The sequence below is a fragment of the Streptomyces sp. NPDC028991 genome (assembly GCF_055564775.1).
On record NZ_JBVHVP010000005.1, the window covers coordinates 464,985 to 483,469 of the forward strand.

Consider the following 18,485-nt stretch of genomic DNA (forward strand, 5'->3'; position numbering starts at 1 on the left):
TGCGCCAAAAATCGAACAAGGTTTCTACTGAGGGCATGGTCAGACACCGGGTCGAGTACCTCACCCCACGGCAGGAGGAGATCCTCCGCGTCATCCGCCTGGCCATCACCGACCAAGGCGACGCCCCCACCGTCGCCGAGATCGCCACCGCCGTCGGGCTCCGCCCGTCGAGCGTCCACTACCAACTGCGCGAGCTCGAGGCTAAAGGCGCCATCGCCCGGGAGCCTGGCACCGCGCGCGGAATCCGGCTCGTATGACCGGCCGCTACCGTGTGAGCGTCACCGCCGAGGGGCGACAGATGCTCCAGGGCTGGTGGGACGACGAGGGCGTAGCGCGCGCCAAGTTCACCTCGTGGGTCGGGGAGCACGGCGGCCGGCCCGACGCCCGCGTCACCCTCACCGAAGAAGAGCCCGGGGCCCTGTTGACGGAGTGGCCGGACCCGCGGTGATCGTCTGTCATCCTGTCCGGCATGGCCCCCGCCCCTACCCTGTTGCCGCCCGCGCCTGGCGGCAGATCCTGCGCCGCTACCGCTACGAGCGGTCCGCGCATTCGCCGGCCGCGCCAGCGGATGGTCCGGTCGGCGAGTACCGCATCTCAGTGCGCGCCAGCCGCTGAGCCGGGCGTACGAAGGCCCCCGCCTCGACCCGCGAGACGGGGGCGGTCCAATCTCTGGGGCTACGCGCCGTCGGCCTCGGACAGGCAGGTGTACACCTCTCCAGCGGAGGCGCGGGGCGTACGACGGGGGTACCGCCGAGCGTGTCGCCGTTGTGGAAGCGGGCGAGTTCTTCCTCCTCGTCCGGACGTAGCGGGCGTTGTGGTCTGTCGTTCATGGATTCCCCCCACTGGCGACTGCTCGGGCTCTGCAGGAGCGGCAGTATCCCGCGCCTCTGCGCCGACTATCGCCTGCGCCGCCATGACCGCCACAGCCGGTACGCACGGAAGGCGAGCAGCGGCAGGACGACGACAGCGACGACGATCCCCACCCACGGCGGGAGGCTGCCGGAGTCGGGCAGGTAGATCGCGATCACGGGTGAGCCGACTCCTCCTCGATCGTGGCCACGAGGTCCCGTAGATCCCGGACCAGCGTCGGATTCTCGCCCGGCCATCGGGTCTCGATCATGTTCGCGGTCGCGTGCAGCTGCTCGCTCGCCTGCTGGTCTTCACGGTTCAGGTTGCTGGTCAGGTGTCCGCTCACGGCGGGCTCTCCTTGCTGCTTGGCGGGGAGGTCGGTCCGCTTGCCCGGCGTCGGAGGGTTCGCCGCGAAGAACGCGGTCACCTCGTCCGCCCGGAACCGGGGGCGCGTGCTGCCCTCACCCTCGACGGGCTTCGGGAAGACGCCGCGCTTGCGGTGCGAGTGCACCGTCTGCCGGGTGACCCCGTGCTCCGCCGCGATCTCGGTGGTGGTCATCAAGCGCGGGCTCCCCTCTGCTTCAGGGCTCTCGGGCACGGCAACATCCTTCCCGAACCTCTCGACGTCGTGGGCGAGCACGGTGCCCGAACATTCGGTCCCCCATGTGCCGCGCCGCCCGGAAAGGCCGGATCAGGGTGTCCAGCTTTGGCGAGGCGTGGCCTTGCTCGATGCGGCTGTATGCCGCGACGTCGATCCCCGACCGGCCGCACACGTCCTGCTGAGTCAGGTTCAGGTGCTCGCGTACGCGCCGGATCTGCTCACCGGCCTCCCGGCGGCGGGCGATGACCCGGTCGTCGGGCGGAGTGGGACGTGGCATCGTCCACCCCACCGGGACCCTCACCGGCCTCCAGCGAGCCCGCATCGACTACGCGCGCCGCGACCTCGACTCCGCCCGAGCCGAAGACCTCGCACAGCTGGATGCCGCCGGCCTCATCCTCATGGTCGAGCGACTCCGCGGCCGCCTCGGCGACACGCTGGACCTAATCGAAGAGATCATCGAGCTGTAACCCCAACGCTCGCGACCGGGCCCCGCCTCCTCCCCCGTGAGAGGCGGGACCCGGCTGGCCGGGGACGCCACCGTGTTCAGTGTCTGAACGACACTGTCCCCCAAGGGTGGCGTCCCCGGCCGCCTACCCCCGGCGCCGGACTGTGGCCGCTGGCGGCCCGGGTGTTCGCAGGGCGGTCACCAGCACATGACCGCCGTTTCGCCCGCACCCCACGAGGAGTACAGACGCACCCGGACGACATAGCGGCGGCCCTTGACGAAACGGGCCCTGATCGTGGCGTTGCGGGGCGTTCCCCCGTCGTCCAGACCGGCGAGGTAGCGGGGCACGCCGTCCCGCTCCTCGAAGATCACGACGACGGCGTCGCTGTCACCGAAGGTGCCCACGGTGTACTCCCGGGTCTCCGGCGGATCCACACGGAAGTCGGCCTGCTCGCCAGGCCCGAGCCCGAGCGGCACCGAACGGAACGGGACCAGCGGCCCCGGCCGGCCGATGGGCGGGTACCAACGCAGGGCGAACTCCTTGTCGGCGGCCGAGAGGGTACCGGGCGGATGCAGGCCCGAGCGGTAGTGCTCCGGCTCCAGTATCAGCCCCGACGGGAACGGGTACTCCATGATCGACTGCGGGTCCCAGACCGGTCCGTTGACCTCGTCCATGTCGAGCTTGCGCAGGATGTTGTGGAACGTCCGTTCCCGGCTCCAGTGGTTCGGCGGGCCCGCCAGCTCGGCGTAGACGGCCTCGTCGTCCCAGAGGATCCCGGCATACGGGCTCTGGTGCTCGTGCAGCATGCCGAGCGCGTGCCCGATCTGGTGCAGGGCCGTCGCGCGCTCCCCGGACGCCGTCAGATCCCAGCCGAAGTTCATCGTACGGTCGTTGAGTCCGACCCGGAGCGCGTCCTTGCCCACCGCCGACCAGGATCCGTCACCGGGCTGGAAGCCGATCCGAAGCTCGGCCTCCGAGCGGTCGCCGACCTCGGAGAGGACGAGTCCGACACCGAGCTCCTGCCACTCCCGGAAGCAGTCGCGCACCACGTCCCGCTGCTCGTCGGTACCCACCCACGACACTCGCCGGGGCCGGCCGGTGCCGGGCATGGGGACGACGGAGGAGTCGGTGTCGCCGCCGAGGAAGCAGTAGTGCAGAACGGTGCCGTTGACCCACATCCGCTGTCCGCCCACGAGCGCGGCGAGACGCTCGGCGGCCAGCCCCGGCGCGAACGCGGGGGCAGGCTGCTGCGCGAGCGAGCAGTAGCGTGCGGTCATGGCCCCCAGAATGCCGTCCGCGCCGGTCCGGGCGCCTGAGTCGGGGGCTACTCAAGTCGCCCTGTATCAGGGATGAGTACGCCGACTCATGTTGTCGTGACGACTTCTCTGCGCGACGCGAAAACGCTTCGGACGCCCTGGCCGTTCACCGGGCGGGCGGACGAACTGGAGCTGGTACGCCGGGCCCTGGCCGCCGGACGCGGCGGCATCGTGGTGACGGGCGCGGCCGGCTGCGGCAAGACCAGGCTCGTGACGGAGGCCCTGCGCGGCACCGACTGCGCCAGGGCGGCCGGTACCCCCGAGACCCGGGGGATACCGTTCGCCTCGTTCGCCCACCTGCTGCCCGAGGGCGTCACCCTGCACCGCGCGGTACACCTCCTGTCCGGCGTGCGGCTGCTGCTGGTCGACGACGCGCACCTGCTCGACGACGCCTCCGCCGCCCTCGTGCACCAGCTCGCCGTGCACGGTCGCACCCGGCTCCTGGTGGTCGCCACGGAGGGCGTCCCCGTGCCGGGCGCGGTCTCCAGGCTGTGGTCCGGGGAACTGCTGCCGCGCCTGGCCCTGGAGCCGCTGCCCCGCGAGGAGACCGCCGAACTGCTCGCCGCCGGTGCGGGCACCGCACTCGAGCCGCTCTCCGCCGACCGGCTGCACCGCCTGTGCCAGGGCGATCTGCGGCTGCTGCGCGAGCTGTCGACCGCCGTGAGCGCGCAAGGGCTGCTCACCCCCGTCCCGGGCACGGACCAGCGGGCCTGGCGCGGGCCGGTGCCGATCACCGCGGCCGTGCGGGAGCGCACCGCCCACGTCCTCGACCGCGTCCGCGCGCAGGAGCGCGAGACGCTCGAACGCCTCGCCTTCGCCGAGCCGCTCCACCTCGACCTCGACACCTTCGACGTGTGGACGCTGGAGCGCCTGGAGGCCGAGGGGCTGGTCGCCGTCGACGACCACGGCGCCACCCGTCTCGGTCACCCCCTGTACGGCGCGGTGCTGCGCGCCGCCGCGGGCAGGCTGCGGGCCCGGCGCCTGGCCCGTACCCCGGACCAGTGCGGCGCCGCCCTCACGGCGGAGAGGGACACGCTGGCACTGCGCATCGAGCAGGCCGACGTCCGGGCGTGGGAGACGCCCGTGGGGGAGTGGCTGGTGGCCGAGGGGGCGCCGCTGCCGGCTCGGTACGCGGCGCTGCGTGCCAGGTTCGCACGCCTGCGCGGCCGACTGCGGGAGGCCGCCGCCTGGGCTCGTGAAGGACTGCGGACGAGTCCCGGTGACGCGTCCTGCCGCGAGGAACTGGCCCTGGCCGCCGCCCAGTCGGGCGACGCGAAGGCGGAGAGCCACGGGGTGGCCGCGGTCTGGGCAGCCGCCGCGCGCGGCGACCTGGACGCGGCGGTCCGGGCGTCCGCTGCCGCCCGGGACCCGTACGACGCCGTCCGGCTCGGCGCCCCACAGTGGGCGGCCGGCCGGCTGACCGGCGTCTTCGCCGCGCACGCCGACGCCCTCGCACGGGGCGACGGACCGGCGCTGGACCGCGCGGCCGGGGAGCTGGAACGGCGCGGGTTCCTGCTCTTCGCGGCCGAGGCGTACGCCCAGGCCGTCCGCGCCCACCGCGACCCGGGCGCGGCCCGCACCGCCCGCACCCGGGCGGCCGCCCTCGCCCGGCGCTGCCAGGGCGCCCGCACGCCCGCCCTGTCCGCTCTGGTGCTCGGCGAACTCACCGCCCGCCAACGGCAGATCGTCACACTCGCCGCCGCCGGTCTCAGCAACCGGCAGATCGCGGAGAGACTCACCCTGTCCGTCCGCACCGTCGGCAACCACCTCTACGGCGCCTACACCCGCCTCGGCGCCGGCGACCGGGGCGCCCTGCCCTGGCTGATGGAGTCGCCCGAGCCCCAACCCGCGTGACGGCACGGCGTTCGGGGCCTCAGGCCGCCCCGAACGCGGAGAACGCCCAGCCGGTCGCCTGGTGCACCGCGTCGTCCGGCAACGCGGCCCGCGCGTCGCGCAGCGCCTCCGCCAGGGACAGGCCGGCGTCCAGGCCCTTGTGCAGTGCCAGCATCAGTGGCACCACCGCCGCGTCGTTGACCGGCGCGCTGCACGCCACCACCCCGGCCGTGCCCAGCGGCAGCAGCGCGGTGACCAGCCCGAGCAGTTCGTCCGCGCCGACCGAGGCCAACCGGGCGGTGTCGCAGCAGGAGAGGATGATCCGGTACGGGCTGCGGTCGAGGCGCTCGAAGTCGTGCACGATGAGCGGCCCGTCCGCCATCCGCAGCGACGAGAACAAGGGGCTGTCCACCCGGAAGGTTCCGTGCGCCGCGATGTGCGCCAGCGCGGCCCCGTCCAACTCCCGCAACACCCGCGGCACCCGCGCCCCGTCTCCCTCCAGCACGGTGGGCCCTTCGTGCCGGTCACCGACCGCCGGTTCGGCCGTCCGCACGCCGGTCTCCCGCGCGGAGGCCGCCGCCGCGCCCCGCCCGGCGGACGAGGAGGGCCGGACGCCGCCGCCCCCGCCGGTACCCCGGCCCCCGGACGCCGACGAGTGCGGCGCCGCGGTCGTCTCCCCGTACCCGCGCCCCGGCGGTTCCGCCCACGTCGCCTCGAAGCCGGGCCGGTGCGCTCCCCCGTAGCGGTCGGCGAGCACCGGCACCTCCGCCCCGCCGCTCGCCAGCCCCGGTCCGCGCACCAGGACCTGGCGGCCGCCCGGCGGGGGCGCGGTCTCCTTCGCGCGGAGCCAGCTGCTCGCGGACGGCGACACGCTGAGGACCCGGTCGCGCAGCGCGGGCAGCAGGGCCCACGGCACCCGGAGCAGTCGGCCCGGGGGGACCACGACGACCGGTCCGGAGCCGAGGTGCGCCGCGGCGGGGCCCAGCAGGAGCTCCTGGAGGCGCGCGCCCGCCGCCTCCACCAGCGGCAGCCGGGCCTCCGCCCCCGGGTGGGCCAGCCGCCGGAGGCCGGCCTGTACGTGCTCGGCCTCCCGTTCCGCCTCGGCCAGCAGGCCCGCCTCGAACCGCCGGACCCGCCCCCGCCCGCACAGCAGTACGTGCACGCGTCCGTCGAGCACGGCGAGCTCCACCAGCAGTACGTCGTCGCCCAGCCGCTCCAGCAGGCGCCCGACGTCGAACCGGTCGCCGCCGTCCGGCGCCTCGCCCCGCATGTGCAGGGTGCGGGAGCGGATCTCCCGTTCCAGGCGCCGCTGTTCGCGCTCCAGGGCGGGGACGGGACGGCCGCCGTCCCGCCGGGCCTCCTCCGCGCGGGAGGCGATCTCGCGGAACGCCGTCATGCCGCTCAGCAGCGCGGGGTCGGCCGGCGGCCGGGCCGGCGGAGCCGACAGCACCGTCGCCCGCCAGCGCTCGCTCCACACCAGCAGCCGCCGCGGCCCGCCCGAGACCAGACTCGCCCGCTGCGCCAGCGCCGCCAGCTCCGCACCCTGCGCCGTGGCCCGCGCCCGCAACTCTGAGGCCCCCAGCGTCATCCGGTGGTCGTCGAGGACGTCCAGACCCCGCCGGCAGGCCTCCAGCACACCCCGCGCCGACCCCGCCCGCAGCGCCTGCGCGGCCCAGCCCGTCATCCGCGCCAGCGGCGGCCCGCCGTGCCGGCTGCGCGCGGCGACCGCCAGGTGCCGCTCCGCGTCCGCCGTCCAGCCGAGATCCAGCGCGATCCGGCCCGCCAGCAGGGACGCCTCCGGCGCGGCCGGCGCCCCGAACGCGGCCAGCCGATCCGCCACCGCCGCCGCGTCCGCGACCAGCCGCCCCGACGCACGCCCCGTCGCGACCCGCGCCTCTATCAGCACCAGCCGGGCGTGCGTCTCGTACCAGGTGCGCCGCTGTCCGGCGAACAGCCGTACCGCGACGGCCGCGCGCGCGAGCGCGGTCTGCGGATCACCGGCCAGCCGGGCCGCCCGCGCCGCGACCAGCAGCAGTTCCGCCTTCCGGGTCGACTGCCCGCCGATCCCGTCCAGCGCGGCGATCGCCCCGTCCGCCTCGGTCAGCGCCTCCGGGGCGAGCCCCGCCGCCATCAGCACCTCGCAGCGCCGGATGGTGAGCATGAACGTCGGCGTGCCCAGCTTCGCGTACCGCTCCTCCGCCTCGTCCAGCAGCCGCAGCGCCGCCGGCACGTCGCCCGAGCGGAACGCCGCGAGTCCCCGGCTCTCCACCGCGTCCGCCTTGTCGTGCTCCTGGCCGGTGGTGTCCCACAGCGCCTCCGCCGCGGTGAAGTCGGCGTCCGCCCGCTCCACCGAGCCGAGCGCCAGGTGCACGGTGGCCCGCAGGGTCAGCGCCCGCGCGGTCCAGATCACGTCGTCCGCCTGCCGCAGCACCGGGATCGCCCGCCGCACGTCCTCCAGCGCCTCGCCGTGGCGGCCCAGCACCCACCACACGTACGCCCGCCGGTACAGCACCCGCGCCCGGGTGTGCCCGGTACCGCGTGCCACGCCCCGCTCGAAAGCGGCCAGGCCTTCCCGGGTACGGCCGGAGTGCACCAGCGCGACACCGAGGGTGGCCAGTACGTCCGCCTCCCGCTCGGCGGAGTCCGCGCGGGCCGCGAGATCGCGGGCGCGCCGGAGATGGGCCAGCGCCCGCCGGGTGTCCCCGAAGTCCCGCTGCCAGATGCCGATCACCTGATGGGCGATCGAGGCGTGCAGCGGTGCGGGATCGTCCCCGAGCAGTTTCTCCGCCCGCTCCAGCGCTTCGCCCGGGGCGGCGAAGACCATCGGCAGCAGTTGGAGTACGGAGTCGTTTCCCGCTGTCACTCCACGGATGGTAGTGCTCCGGAACCGCACCACACAGGTTCGAGTCTGTATCAATCAGCCACCCCCGGACTCTGATTGACGACCGTCGCCGAGACCGCCACCGAGACCTTCGCCGAGACCGACGCGGCGAAGGCGCGCCCACCGCCGTCCCAGTGGAGGACATGCCATGGCACCACAGAGATTCCGCGAGCAGTTCGACCAGATCCAGCGCTCGATGCCGGACGTACCGCTGGCGATGGGTCCGGACGACTCCGCCGAGTTCCTCTACGAGAAGGGCGTCGTCCTCGCCCGCGACGGCGAGGAGGCCCGCCTCGTCGAGGACACCGTGCGCGACCACTTCACCACGATGGCCGGTCTGACCCCGGACCGCGTGCGCCGGGCGAGCCCCGAGTCCAACCGCACCGGCATCACCCGCATCCAGGTCGCCGACCCGGGCGAGGGCGACCGCGGCGGCGACCCCACCGTCGCCCACGCCCTGCGCTCGCTCAGGACGGTGGAGGGACGCGCGGGCCGCCGGCTGATCAGCCGCAACCACGTCGTGTCCATCGCCGTCAACGCCTGCCCCGGCGACGAGCCCGTCCCCGTCCCGATCAGCGAACCGCCGAATCCGGCCGCGGACGGGACGCCGTACGACGCCGGGACCGCCGTCGGCGTCCTCGTCATCGACACCGGCCTCATGCACGACTACCGGTCCTACCCGCTGCTGGGCCACGCCGACGGCGACGCCCAGATCAGGGAGTGCGACGAGGACGGCGTCCTCCAGCAGTACGTCGGCCACGGCACGTTCATCGCCGGACTCGTCGCCGCCGTCGCCCCCAACACCGACCTGACCGTCCGCAACACCCTCAACGACGCGGGCGCCATCCTGGAGTCGGAGCTCGGCGAGAGGCTCTTCGAGGCCGTCGACCGCGGCGGCTGGCCCGAGGTGCTCAGCCTCTCCGCCGGCACCTCCAACGGCCGCACCGACGGTCTGCTCGGCGTCCACGCCTTCATGGAGGAACTGCGCGACCAGCGCACCCTGCTGGTCGCCGCCGCGGGCAACAACGCCAGCGCCACGCCCTTCTGGCCCGCCGCCTACGCCGACCTGCCCGGCTGGGAGGACTCCGTGCTGTCGGTCGGCGCGCTGCGCGCCGACGGCGAGTTCGGCGCCTGCTTCAGCAACCACGGCGGCTGGGTCAAGGCCTACGCCCCCGGTGAGCGTCTCACCAGCGCCCTCACCGGTTTCGGAGCACCCGTTCCGTACGTCTACCAGCACTCCACCTACGACGACTGCCGGTACGGCTTCGCCTACGCCTGCACCTGCCAGTACCCCCGGCACAACGGGGTCCTGAGCGAACCGGGCGAGGCACCCGCCAAGCCGGACCAGGTGATGTTCGAGGGGCACGCCCAGTGGAGCGGCACCTCCTTCGCCACGCCCGTGGTCGCCGGCCTGGTCGCCTCCCACATGACGGCGCACAAGGAGCGGGACCCCCGTGCGGCCCGCACGCAACTGCTCGCGGCCAACACCGAGTACGCGGAGGTGCGCGGGGCGCACGTACCGGCGCTGCTGCCGCCCACCTGGCGCCCCGTCACCCTCGACCCGCCGACCGGTGGGTCGTGAGGGGCGTAGCGCAGGGCGGAACGACCCGCTCCACGGCGTACGATGGCGTGTCGTACACGAGGGGTGGGACCGTGGACCGTGCGGATGTCGGGGTGCTCGTCCAGTCTGCCGCCGACGGGGACGCGGCGGCCTGGAAGTCACTGGTGGACGGGCTGGGCCCGCTGGTGTGGTCCGTGGTGCGGGCCCACGGGCTGTCCGACGCCGACGCGCACGAGGTGTACCAGACCGCCTGGTTCCGCTTCGCCCAGCACCTGGGGCGGATCCGCGAACCGGAGAAGACCGGCTCCTGGCTGGCGAGCACGGCACGGCACGAGTGCCTGAAGCTGCTCAGGGCGTCGAAGCGGTGGACGCCGACCGACGACCCGCAGCTGCTCGACCGGCCGAGCGAGGACCGTACACCGGAGGAGTCGGTACTCGACTCCGAGGAGGCGGCCGCGCAGACCGAGCGCGTGCGGCGGCTGTGGCAGGAGTTCGAGGAACTGGGCGAGCGGTGCCGCCAGTTGCTGCGGGTGCTGATCTCCTCGCCGCCGCCCAGTTACCAGGAGGTGTCCGCCGCGCTGGGTATCGCGGTGGGCAGCATCGGGCCGATGCGCCAGCGCTGTCTGCGCCGGCTGCGGGCCCGGCTAGAGGCACGGGGGACGATATGAGCGACATGACCGACGACTTCGGGGACGAACGGTCCGACGGGACGTGCACGGACGGGGAACTCGACGCCGGGCTCCTGGAGGAGGAGCTGCGGCAGGCCGCCGCGATCCTGGACCCGGTCCCGGCCGGGCTGCGGCAGATCGCCGTCGACGCCTTCGCCCTGTACGACCTGGACGCCCGCGTCGCCGAGCTGACCTTCGACTCGCTGGTCGACGCCATCCCGGTCAGAGGAGAGACGGACCCGCCGCGGATGCTGACCTTCCGCGCCGGCGAGGTGACCGTCGACGTCGAGGTGACCGCGGACGGCCTGATCGGCCAGGTACTGCCGCCGGCACCGGCCCGGATCGAGGTGCTGAGCGGTCCGCTGGCCCACGCGCGGCTGACGGCGGACGACATGGGCCGCTTCACCGGCGAGGCCCCGCCCACCGGCCCGTTCGCGCTGCGGCTGCGGGCCGGCCGGGAGGTGGTCGTGACGGAGTGGCTGCGCGCCTGAGCCGCCGGTCCGCGATGCTCCAGCCGGTGGGCGGGCCGCCGGTCAGCCCGACACGGCGTCGACGAGCGCCGCCAGTGACGCCGCGAGGCGTGACAGCCCGGGCCCGGCCGGGCCGCCCGGCTCGGCCATGTAGGTGTCCCGGCGGATCTCCACCATCAGCGCGCTCACCTCGCGCCGCTTCCCGTGGAACTCCAGCGGCACGTACGTCCCGCTGAACGGGCTGTCCAGCCCGGTCTCCCCGTACGGGGCGAACGCCTCCCGGGCGGCGGCGAGCAGCTCGGACGGCGTGTGGAACCCGTCGGTGCCCAGGCAGACCGGCGGGCGCGGCCCCTCGCCGTGCAGCTCGTAGGGCAGTGGCTCGGCGGGGTAGGAGTGCACGTCGATGATCACGGCCCGCCCGGTGGCCGCGAGCCGGCCGGCGACCGCGTCGGTCATCGCCCGCGCGTACGGCCGGAAGTACCGCTCGAGCAGCGGCTCCGGGTCGGTGCCCTCGGGCCGCAGCACCTCGCGGTGCGACGTCCGCGTGTACACGGCGCCCATCCCGACGGCCGTCATCTCCTCGCGCTCGTCCGGAAACCGCTCCGGATCGACGACCAGCCGCGACGCCCGGTTGACGAACCGCCAGGGCGTGCGGCCGGCCAGCCCGGCCGCCGCTTCGGCGATCCGGGCCGTGTGCGAGTCGGTGATGTGGTCCAGCTCCCGCTCCAGCGCCGCGTCGTCCAGGACGATGCCGGGGCGGACGCCGTCGGGGATCTCCCTTGCCGAGTGCGGCACGTGCAGGAGCACGGGGGACCGTGTGGCGCCGGGCAGCAGCTCGAAGGAGTGCGGGGTGTCGGTCACGGGCTGCTCCAGGGGGCGTTGTCAGTGGGGTGCGGCAGGATCGTGGTACCGGGTTCGGCGAGCGAGGCAGGGGGCGTCATGCCGATCACCAATCAGCGGGTGACCGCACATTCGTTTCTGTGGGGGCTGTACCGGGACGAGTACTTTCCCGACCGGGTGGTGGACCGGGGCCGGGAGATACTGCTGCGGCTGTGCGAGCGCGTGGAGAACGACCGGCCGGCCGACCTGGCGGCGCTCTACGCGCTGACCCACGCGGCCACCGAGGAGTTCAACGGCCTGGAGGCGGCCTTCGAGGAGGCCGGCAGCGAGATGGAGACCACGGCCCGGGAGGAGATAGGCGAGGACTTCTGGTTCGTCGCCCAGGCCTACGGATTCCAGGACGCGGACCCGGAGGAGCTGATCGCCACCCGGGAGTGGTGAAGGGCCGGGAGGGCGAAGAGGCCGGGCACGGCGAAGCGACCGGGAGGATCGAAGAGACGGGCACCCCGCCTCCGGGGACGGAGACGGGGTGCGCCGCGGGCCTTCGGGCCGGGTGAGGATCAGGCGAGGGACGCCAGCGCCTCGTTCCAGGTGGCCGACGGGCGCATGATCTCCGCGGCCTTGGCCGGGTCGGGCTGGTAGTAGCCGCCGATCTCGGCGGGCTCGCCCTGGACGGCGTTCAGCTCGTCGACGATGCGCTGCTCGTTCGCGGACAGCGTCTCGGCGAGCGGGGCGAAGGCCTTGGCCAGGTCCGCGTCGTCGGTCTGCTTGGCCAGCTCCTGCGCCCAGTACAGGGACAGGAAGAAGTGGCTGCCGCGGTTGTCGATGCCGCCGACGCGCCGGGTCGGGGACTTGTCCTCGTTGAGGAAGGTCGCCGTGGCGCGGTCGAGGGCGTCGGCGAGGACCTTCGCGCGGGGGTTGCCGGTGACCTCGGCGTACTGCTCCAGGGACGGCACCAGGGCGAAGAACTCGCCGAGGGAGTCCCAGCGCAGGTAGTTCTCCTTGACCAGCTGCTGCACGTGCTTGGGCGCGGAGCCGCCGGCGCCGGTCTCGAACAGGCCGCCGCCCGCCATCAGCGGGACGACCGACAGCATCTTGGCGCTGGTACCCAGCTCCAGGATCGGGAAGAGGTCGGTCAGGTAGTCGCGCAGCACGTTGCCGGTGACGGAGATGGTGTTCTCACCGCGGCGGATGCGCTCCACCGACAGCTTGGTCGCCTCGACCGGGTTGAGGATCCGGATGTCCAGGCCCTCGGTGTCGTGCTCCGGCAGGTACGCCTTGACCTTGGCGATCAGGTTGGCGTCGTGGGCGCGGCCCTCGTCCAGCCAGAAGACGGCCGGGTCGCCGGTGGCACGGGCGCGGGTGACGGCCAGCTTGACCCAGTCGCGGATCGGGGCGTCCTTGGTCTGGCAGGCGCGGAAGATGTCACCGGCGGAGACCGTCTGCTCCAGGACGGCGGTGCCGTCGGCGTCGACCAGGCGGACCGTGCCCGTGGTGGGGATCTCGAAGGTCTTGTCGTGGCTGCCGTACTCCTCGGCCTTCTGCGCCATGAGGCCGACGTTCGGGACCGAGCCCATCGTCGACGGGTCGTAGGCGCCGTTGGCGCGGCAGTCCTCGATGACGGCCTGGTACACGCCGGCGTAGGAGGAGTCCGGGATCACGGCGAGGGCGTCGTGCTCCTGGCCGTCCGGGCCCCACATGTGGCCGGAGGTGCGGATCATGGCCGGCATGGAGGCGTCGATGATGACGTCGGAGGGCACGTGCAGGTTGCTGATGCCCTTGTCGGAGTCGACCATGGCCAGCTCCGGGCCCTCGGCGAGCTCGGCGTCGAAGGAGGCCTTGATCTCGGCGCCCTCGGGCAGGGACTCCAGGCCCTTGTAGATGCCGCCCAGACCGTCGTTCGGGGTCAGGCCGGCCTTGGCGAGCGCCTCACCGTAGCGGGCGAAGGTCTTCGGGAAGAAGGCGCGGACCACGTGGCCGAAGATGATCGGGTCGGAGACCTTCATCATCGTGGCCTTCAGGTGCACGGAGTACAGGACGCCCTCGGACTTGGCGCGGGCGACCTGGGCCGTGAGGAACTCGCGCAGCGCGGCGACGCGCAGCACCGAGGCGTCGACGACCTCGTCCTTCTTCACGGGAACGGACTCGCGCAGCACCGTGGTGGTGCCGTCGTCGCCGACCAGCTCGATCCGCAGCGCGCCGTCCTCGGCGATCACCACGGACTTCTCGGTGGAGCGGAAGTCGTTCTCACCCATGGTCGCCACGTTGGTCTTGGACTCGCCGGTCCAGGCGCCCATGCGGTGCGGGTGGGTCTTGGCGTAGTTCTTCACCGAGGCCGGGGCGCGGCGGTCGGAGTTCCCCTCGCGCAGGACCGGGTTGACCGCGGAGCCCTTGACCTTGTCGTAGCGGGCGCGGATGTCGCGCTCCTCGTCGGTCTTCGGGTCGTCCGGGTAGGCCGGCAGCGCGTAGCCCTGGCCCTGCAGCTCGGCGATCGCGGCCTTGAGCTGCGGGATGGACGCCGAGATGTTCGGCAGCTTGATGATGTTGGCGGCGGGCGTCTTGGCCAGCTCGCCGAGCTCCGCGAGGGCGTCCGGGATGCGCTGGTCCTCGGTCAGGTACTCCGGGAACAGGGCGATGATGCGGCCGGCCAGCGAGATGTCGCGGGTCTCGACCGCGACACCCGCCTGCGAGGCGTACGCCCGGATCACCGGCAGGAACGAATACGTCGCCAGGGCCGGGGCCTCGTCAGTGTGTGTATAGATGATGGTCGAGTCAGTCACCGGGTGCTCCGCTCCACGTCTGCAACATTGCTCGACATCAAGATATCTCGTGATCGACCCGGGCTCGACAGGGGCCGTGCGGAGATTCCGGCCAACCGGCCGCACGGCCCCTGTCGAACAAGTGAGCTAACGAGTGAACGGGTCAGTGGATGATCATGCGAACGGGACGGCGTCCTCGCCCGCCCGCTGCTGCGGGAGCACCACGGCCCCCTGCTGGAGCGCGACCGTCCGGGCGGGCGCCGGAATGCGGATCCCCTCCTGGCGGTAGCGCTTGTGCAGGCGCTTGATGAACTCGTGCTTGATCCGGTACTGGTCGCTGAACTCGCCGACGCCCAGGATCACCGTGAAGCCGATCCGCGAGTCGCCGAACGTGTGGAACCGCACCGCCGGCTCGTGCTCCGGCACCGCGCCGGTGATCTCGGTCATCACCTCGGCGACCACCTCGGTCGTCACCCGCTCCACGTGCTCCAGGTCACTGTCGTAGGAGACGCCGGCCTGCACCAGGATGGTCAGCTGCTGCTCGGGCCGCATGAAGTTGGTCATGTTCGACTTCGCGAGCTGGCCGTTCGGGATCACCACCAGGTTGTTGGACAACTCCCGGACGGTGGTCTGCCGCCAGTTGATGTCCTCGACGTAGCCTTCCTCGCCGCTGCTGAGCTGGATGTAGTCACCCGGCTGCACGGTCTTCGAGGCCAGGATGTGCACGCCCGCGAAGAGGTTGGCCAGCGTGTCCTGCAAGGCCAGCGCGACCGCCAGACCACCCACGCCCAGGGCGGTGAGCAGAGGGGCTATGGAGATGCCCACCGACTGCAGCATCACCAGGAAACCGATGGCCAGCACCAGGATGCGGGTGATGTTGACGAAGATCGTGGCCGACCCGGCGACCCCGGAACGGGACAGGGTCACCGTCCGCACCAGGCCGGCGACCACCCGGGCCGCCGACACCGTCACCACGAAGATCAGCAGCATCGTCACCACCTGGTTGACGCCGTGCTGCACCGTCCGGGTCAGCGGCAGCGCCGCCGCCGCGCCCGCCACGCCGCCCGCGACCGCCGCCCACGGCGCCACCGTGCGCAGCGCGGCCACCATGACGTCGTCGCCGCTCCAGCGGGTGCGCCCGGCGTGTCCCGCCAGCCAGCGCAGCACCACGCGCAGCAGGAAGGCTCCCAGGAGGCCCGCCGCCAGCGCGATGCCGGCGGGCACCAGGTGGTCCATGGTCGGGTCGTCCGTCACCGGCCACCTCCAAGGAGGACGGCCGCGGCGAGGTCCCTCGCCGACGGCCGGATGTGAAGTCTCGTCACGTCGTCACCTGCTCGATACCTGCTGGATTCCGGGTTGCGCGCTCGTGCCCGTCCGCAAGACAGTTCGACCGGCGCGAGCGTTCATCCTGCCGTATGCCGAGGGGTGGTTCGTACCGCGCAAAGGAGCGGGACGGAGCGTTTCAGACGATGCCCTCGGCCAGTTCCGCCTGCTCGCGGTCGTCGCCGTACGCGGCGGTCGTGGGGGTGCCGTACGAACGGCGGGCGACGAACCACCACACCGTGGCCAATACCAGCACGACGGCCAGGGCGACGGCGGCGTAGTTCATCGTGCCGACGGTCACCGGCGACGACTGGGGGAGGCAGAACAGCACGGTGACGAACGCCACCCACACCACCGCCGTCCAGCCGACCGGCCTGCTCCACCGGCCCAGGCTCCACGGCCCCGGCGTGAACCGGTCGCCCGCCCGCAGCCGCAGCAGCACCGGGATGGCGTACGCCGGGGTGATGCCGATGACGTTGATGGCGGTGACCGCGCCGTACGCCGTCGCCGAGTACAGGGACGGCAGGGCCAGCAGGCAGGCGACCACCACGGACAGCCACACCGCGGCGACCGGGGTCTGGGTACGGGCCGAGACCTTGCGCCACAGGGCCGAGCCGGGCAGTGCCCCGTCCCGGCTGAACGCGAACACCATCCGGCTCGCGGCGGCCACCTCGGCGTTGCCGCAGAACAGCTGTGCGACGATCACCACGAGCAGCAGCGCGCTCGCACCGTCCGTGCCCAGGCCGTCCAGCAGGATCTGCGCGGGCGGCACCCCGGTCGCGGTGTTCCGGGTGGCGTCGTAGTCCTGGATGGCGAAGGTCAGACCGGCGAGCAGGACGAAGCCCGCCAGCCACGACACCCAGATCGCCCGCACGATGCCGCGCGCCGCCGACACGGAGGCGTTCGAGGTCTCCTCCGACAGATGGGCGGAGGCGTCGTAGCCGGAGAAGGTGTACTGCGCGAGCAGCAGGCCGATCGCGGCGACGTACAGCGGGCTCTCCCAGCCGGTGTCGTTGACGAACTCCGTGAAGACGAAGGACGGCGACCGGTGGTGGTCGGGGACGACGGCCAGCGCGCCGACGATCAGCGCCACACCGGCCAGGTGCCACCACACGCTGACGGAGTTGAGCACGCTGACCAGCCGCACGCCGAACAGGTTGAGCACGGCGTGCAGCAGCAGGATCGCGACGAAGATCAGCATCGTCTTCTCGGGCGTCGGCTCGAAGCCCCACTGGAGGTTCAGGAACGCGCCGGTGAACAGCGCGGCCCCGTAGTCGATCCCGGCGATCGCGCCGAGCAGGCCCAGCAGATTCAGCCAGCCGGTGTACCAGCCCCAGCGGCGGCCACCGAGCCGGTCGGCCATGTAATAGAGCGCGCCGGACGTCGGGTACGCGCTGGTGACCTCGGCCAGCGCCAGCCCCACGCACAGCACGAACAGGCCGACGCCCGCCCACCCCCACAGCATCACGGCGGGCCCGCCGGTACCGAGGCCGAAGCCGTACAGGGTCATGCAGCCGGACAGGATCGAGATCACCGAGAAGCTGATCGCGAAGTTGCCGAAGCCGCCCATGCGCCGGGCCAGCACCGGCCGGTAGCCGAGTTCGCGCAGCCGCTGTTCCTCATCGGTCGCGGCGGACCGCCCGGGAACGGACCGCCCGGGAACGGACCGCCCGGGAACGGACGGTTCAGAGGGGCGAGAGGGGTGAGAGGGGCGAGAGTGGCGGGACATGCCGAGACCTCCGGGGACGGAAGGGGTGGGGGGTCAGGAACGCCGGCCACGGCCGCGGGCGGCCGACCGGCTGCGCGTCCGGGCCTGGAGGAAGACCTCCACCGCCCGCCCCGGATCGCCGGCGCCCGAGGCCCGGGAGGCCCAGGGCAGCGGCGTCCAGTACGGGCCGAGCGCGTCGAACACCTGGGCCGCCTCCCGGAACCGGAGGGCGCCCCACAGGGCGTGGGCCAGGTGGTTCATGTCCAGCAGGGACCGTTCGTCGGCCTGGGCGAGCGTGAACCAGGAGTGGTAGGCCTGCCGTGCCTCACGGATGGCGTCCTCGGCCACCCAGTGCAGATCGAGGGCGGCCGCCCGCCCGCCCGAGCGGCGGTGTCGCTCGACCCGCACGTACAGCGGCAGCACGTGCAACGCCGAGCCCGGCGGGGCCGAACCCGCCGCCCACTGCGCGAACCCGGCCGCCTGGGCGAGGCGTTCGGAGCCGCCCCGCGGATACAGGAACTGCAGCATGCGGTGGTGGGCCTCGCGGTTGTACGGGTCCCGTTTGCCGGCCTCCGCCAGCAGACCCCACGGGCCCGGCGGCAGCATCGGCTCCGGCGGCGCCACCCGGTGCTCCTCCCAGTGCTGATCCTCGTCCAGCCGGGCCAGCGCCAGCAGGCACACCCACGGCACCGGGTCGTACGGCGCCGCCCGCGCGGCCGCGTCACACGCGTGCCAGGCCTGCAGCCACAGTTCGGGTGTGCGGGCGTGGCTCCCGCGGTGCGCCCGCAGCGCGCGCTCCACGACGACCCGGGCGTGCATCACGACGGCCGGCACGCTGTACGGCTCCTCCGCGAGCCAGGCCCGCACCACGTCCGTACCGGCGGCCGAGGCGGCGAGGACCTGGGTGCGCTGCGTCCACAGCGGCCACGAGGGGGTCCGTTCCAGCAGGGTGCGCATGGACATCCAGCGTCCGGCGCGCAACTCCTGGAGGGCTGACCGCAGCGCGGTGTCGTGGCCGGCGGGATCGTAGGCGGACCGTGCTCCGTCTCTGGCCATCACACGGCCGTTCCCGGGAGCGGAACGGGCGGGACGGCAGGGTGGAGTAACAAACAGCCCTCCCCTGGGCGGCGGTCGAGCGGTCGAGCGGTCAAGCGGTCGTGCCGGTCGGCGGTCACTATAGAGGCGGAGGTTCCGCCTCTGTTCGGATTTGCCGTCAGCAGGCAAATTCCT

Annotated in this window: 18 protein-coding genes; 8 read left to right on the plus strand and 10 right to left on the minus strand. The window is 73.1% G+C overall.

Features of this window, described 5'->3' with window-relative positions; translation table 11 throughout:
- The first annotated feature begins 35 nt into the window (after positions 1-35).
- Positions 36-257 carry a LexA family protein gene (locus tag ACZ4V1_RS14805; RefSeq protein WP_468334681.1) on the plus strand — a complete coding sequence of 74 codons (222 nt, stop codon included), beginning with the start codon at positions 36-38 and terminating at the stop codon, positions 255-257.
- Positions 254-448 (plus strand): hypothetical protein, encoded by a 195-nt coding sequence (locus tag ACZ4V1_RS14810; RefSeq protein ID WP_468334684.1) that lies wholly within the window; start codon positions 254-256, stop codon positions 446-448. Before ACZ4V1_RS14805 ends, ACZ4V1_RS14810 begins: the two co-directional genes overlap by 4 nt.
- 448 nt (positions 449-896) lie before the next feature.
- Here the strand turns inward: ACZ4V1_RS14810 and ACZ4V1_RS14815 are convergent, their stop codons facing one another.
- From ACZ4V1_RS14815 to ACZ4V1_RS14825, 3 genes are read right to left on the minus strand one after another with little or no spacing between them, the layout of a single operon-like run.
- Positions 897-1,028, minus strand: coding sequence for a hypothetical protein (locus ACZ4V1_RS14815; protein WP_468334687.1), 132 nt, complete (start codon positions 1,026-1,028; stop codon positions 897-899).
- Positions 1,025-1,408: a helix-turn-helix transcriptional regulator gene (locus ACZ4V1_RS14820; protein ID WP_468334690.1), complete on the minus strand. Its 384-nt coding sequence runs from the start codon at positions 1,406-1,408 to the stop codon at positions 1,025-1,027. The genes ACZ4V1_RS14815 and ACZ4V1_RS14820 overlap by 4 nt, the downstream gene beginning before the upstream one ends.
- A 22-nt stretch (positions 1,409-1,430) precedes the next feature.
- Positions 1,431-1,772, minus strand: coding sequence for a helix-turn-helix domain-containing protein (locus ACZ4V1_RS14825; RefSeq protein WP_468334693.1), 342 nt, complete (start codon positions 1,770-1,772; stop codon positions 1,431-1,433).
- Here ACZ4V1_RS14825 and ACZ4V1_RS14830 point away from each other — a divergent pair.
- On the plus strand, positions 1,714-1,917 hold the full coding sequence (locus ACZ4V1_RS14830) for a hypothetical protein (protein WP_468334696.1): 204 nt from the start codon (positions 1,714-1,716) through the stop codon (positions 1,915-1,917). The two genes, ACZ4V1_RS14825 and ACZ4V1_RS14830, sit on opposite strands and share 59 nt — an antisense overlap.
- Before the next feature lie 176 nt (positions 1,918-2,093).
- On the opposite strand, the gene absR1 is transcribed toward ACZ4V1_RS14830, so the two are convergent.
- Entirely contained in the window at positions 2,094-3,173 is a 1,080-nt protein-coding gene (absR1, locus tag ACZ4V1_RS14835) for a beta-glucuronidase AbsR1 (RefSeq protein ID WP_468334699.1), read from the minus strand.
- 72 nt (positions 3,174-3,245) lie between these two features.
- On the opposite strand from absR1, the gene ACZ4V1_RS14840 reads away from it, so the two are divergent.
- On the plus strand, positions 3,246-5,066 hold the full coding sequence (locus tag ACZ4V1_RS14840) for a LuxR family transcriptional regulator AbsR2 (RefSeq protein ID WP_468334702.1): 1,821 nt from the start codon (positions 3,246-3,248) through the stop codon (positions 5,064-5,066).
- Positions 5,067-5,085: 19 nt separating this feature from the next.
- Here the strand turns inward: ACZ4V1_RS14840 and ACZ4V1_RS14845 are convergent, their stop codons facing one another.
- Positions 5,086-7,869 (minus strand): CHAT domain-containing protein, encoded by a 2,784-nt coding sequence (locus ACZ4V1_RS14845; protein ID WP_468334859.1) that lies wholly within the window; start codon positions 7,867-7,869, stop codon positions 5,086-5,088.
- A 205-nt stretch (positions 7,870-8,074) separates the two neighbouring features.
- Between ACZ4V1_RS14845 and ACZ4V1_RS14850 the strand changes: the two genes are divergently transcribed.
- The 3 genes from ACZ4V1_RS14850 to ACZ4V1_RS14860 all read left to right on the plus strand — a co-directional run bounded on the left by ACZ4V1_RS14850 (position 8,075) and on the right by ACZ4V1_RS14860 (position 10,646).
- A complete protein-coding gene (locus ACZ4V1_RS14850) occupies positions 8,075-9,508 on the plus strand; it encodes a S8/S53 family peptidase (RefSeq protein ID WP_468334704.1) in 1,434 nt (477 codons plus the stop codon).
- 71 nt (positions 9,509-9,579) lie between these two features.
- Positions 9,580-10,155, plus strand: a complete 576-nt coding sequence (locus ACZ4V1_RS14855) for an RNA polymerase sigma factor (protein WP_468334707.1) — start codon at positions 9,580-9,582, stop codon at positions 10,153-10,155.
- Entirely contained in the window at positions 10,152-10,646 is a 495-nt protein-coding gene (locus ACZ4V1_RS14860; protein ID WP_468334710.1) for a hypothetical protein, read from the plus strand. The genes ACZ4V1_RS14855 and ACZ4V1_RS14860 overlap by 4 nt, the downstream gene beginning before the upstream one ends.
- 42 nt (positions 10,647-10,688) lie before the next feature.
- Here ACZ4V1_RS14860 and ACZ4V1_RS14865 read toward each other — a convergent pair whose 3' ends face one another.
- Positions 10,689-11,486, minus strand: coding sequence for an N-formylglutamate amidohydrolase (locus ACZ4V1_RS14865; protein ID WP_468334713.1), 798 nt, complete (start codon positions 11,484-11,486; stop codon positions 10,689-10,691).
- Positions 11,487-11,564: 78 nt separating this feature from the next.
- Between ACZ4V1_RS14865 and ACZ4V1_RS14870 the strand changes: the two genes are divergently transcribed.
- Positions 11,565-11,906, plus strand: coding sequence for a DUF5713 family protein (locus tag ACZ4V1_RS14870; protein ID WP_468334716.1), 342 nt, complete (start codon positions 11,565-11,567; stop codon positions 11,904-11,906).
- A gap of 119 nt (positions 11,907-12,025) precedes the next feature.
- On the opposite strand, the gene ACZ4V1_RS14875 is transcribed toward ACZ4V1_RS14870, so the two are convergent.
- The 4 genes from ACZ4V1_RS14875 to ACZ4V1_RS14890 all read right to left on the minus strand — a co-directional run bounded on the left by ACZ4V1_RS14875 (position 12,026) and on the right by ACZ4V1_RS14890 (position 18,311).
- Entirely contained in the window at positions 12,026-14,245 is a 2,220-nt protein-coding gene (locus tag ACZ4V1_RS14875; RefSeq protein ID WP_468334719.1) for an NADP-dependent isocitrate dehydrogenase, read from the minus strand.
- A gap of 153 nt (positions 14,246-14,398) precedes the next feature.
- Positions 14,399-15,460 carry a mechanosensitive ion channel family protein gene (locus tag ACZ4V1_RS14880; protein WP_468334862.1) on the minus strand — a complete coding sequence of 354 codons (1,062 nt, stop codon included), beginning with the start codon at positions 15,458-15,460 and terminating at the stop codon, positions 14,399-14,401.
- Between the two features lie 226 nt (positions 15,461-15,686).
- The gene (locus ACZ4V1_RS14885) at positions 15,687-17,276 is read right to left on the minus strand and encodes an amino acid permease (RefSeq protein WP_468334722.1); all 1,590 of its coding nucleotides are present in this window, start codon (positions 17,274-17,276) and stop codon (positions 15,687-15,689) included.
- 33 nt (positions 17,277-17,309) lie between these two features.
- Positions 17,310-18,311, minus strand: coding sequence for a hypothetical protein (locus ACZ4V1_RS14890; protein ID WP_468334725.1), 1,002 nt, complete (start codon positions 18,309-18,311; stop codon positions 17,310-17,312).
- Between the last annotated feature and the right edge of the window lie 174 nt (positions 18,312-18,485).

What these genes read in the sequence shown, in the direction of transcription:
- ACZ4V1_RS14805 (WP_468334681.1), top strand. Translation starts at nt 36, where the DNA reads ATGGTCAGACACCGGGTCGAGTACCTCACCCCACGGCAGGAGGAGATC.
- ACZ4V1_RS14810 (WP_468334684.1), top strand. Translation starts at nt 254, where the DNA reads ATGACCGGCCGCTACCGTGTGAGCGTCACCGCCGAGGGGCGACAGATG.
- ACZ4V1_RS14820 (WP_468334690.1), bottom strand. Translation starts at nt 1,408, where the DNA reads ATGACCACCACCGAGATCGCGGCGGAGCACGGGGTCACCCGGCAGACG.
- ACZ4V1_RS14825 (WP_468334693.1), bottom strand. Translation starts at nt 1,772, where the DNA reads ATGCGGGCTCGCTGGAGGCCGGTGAGGGTCCCGGTGGGGTGGACGATG.
- absR1 (WP_468334699.1), bottom strand. Translation starts at nt 3,173, where the DNA reads ATGACCGCACGCTACTGCTCGCTCGCGCAGCAGCCTGCCCCCGCGTTC.
- ACZ4V1_RS14840 (WP_468334702.1), top strand. Translation starts at nt 3,246, where the DNA reads ATGAGTACGCCGACTCATGTTGTCGTGACGACTTCTCTGCGCGACGCG.
- ACZ4V1_RS14845 (WP_468334859.1), bottom strand. Translation starts at nt 7,869, where the DNA reads ATGGTCTTCGCCGCCCCGGGCGAAGCGCTGGAGCGGGCGGAGAAACTG.
- ACZ4V1_RS14850 (WP_468334704.1), top strand. Translation starts at nt 8,075, where the DNA reads ATGGCACCACAGAGATTCCGCGAGCAGTTCGACCAGATCCAGCGCTCG.
- ACZ4V1_RS14860 (WP_468334710.1), top strand. Translation starts at nt 10,152, where the DNA reads ATGAGCGACATGACCGACGACTTCGGGGACGAACGGTCCGACGGGACG.
- ACZ4V1_RS14870 (WP_468334716.1), top strand. Translation starts at nt 11,565, where the DNA reads ATGCCGATCACCAATCAGCGGGTGACCGCACATTCGTTTCTGTGGGGG.
- ACZ4V1_RS14880 (WP_468334862.1), bottom strand. Translation starts at nt 15,460, where the DNA reads ATGGACCACCTGGTGCCCGCCGGCATCGCGCTGGCGGCGGGCCTCCTG.
- ACZ4V1_RS14885 (WP_468334722.1), bottom strand. Translation starts at nt 17,276, where the DNA reads ATGTCCCGCCACTCTCGCCCCTCTCACCCCTCTCGCCCCTCTGAACCG.
- ACZ4V1_RS14890 (WP_468334725.1), bottom strand. Translation starts at nt 18,311, where the DNA reads ATGGCCAGAGACGGAGCACGGTCCGCCTACGATCCCGCCGGCCACGAC.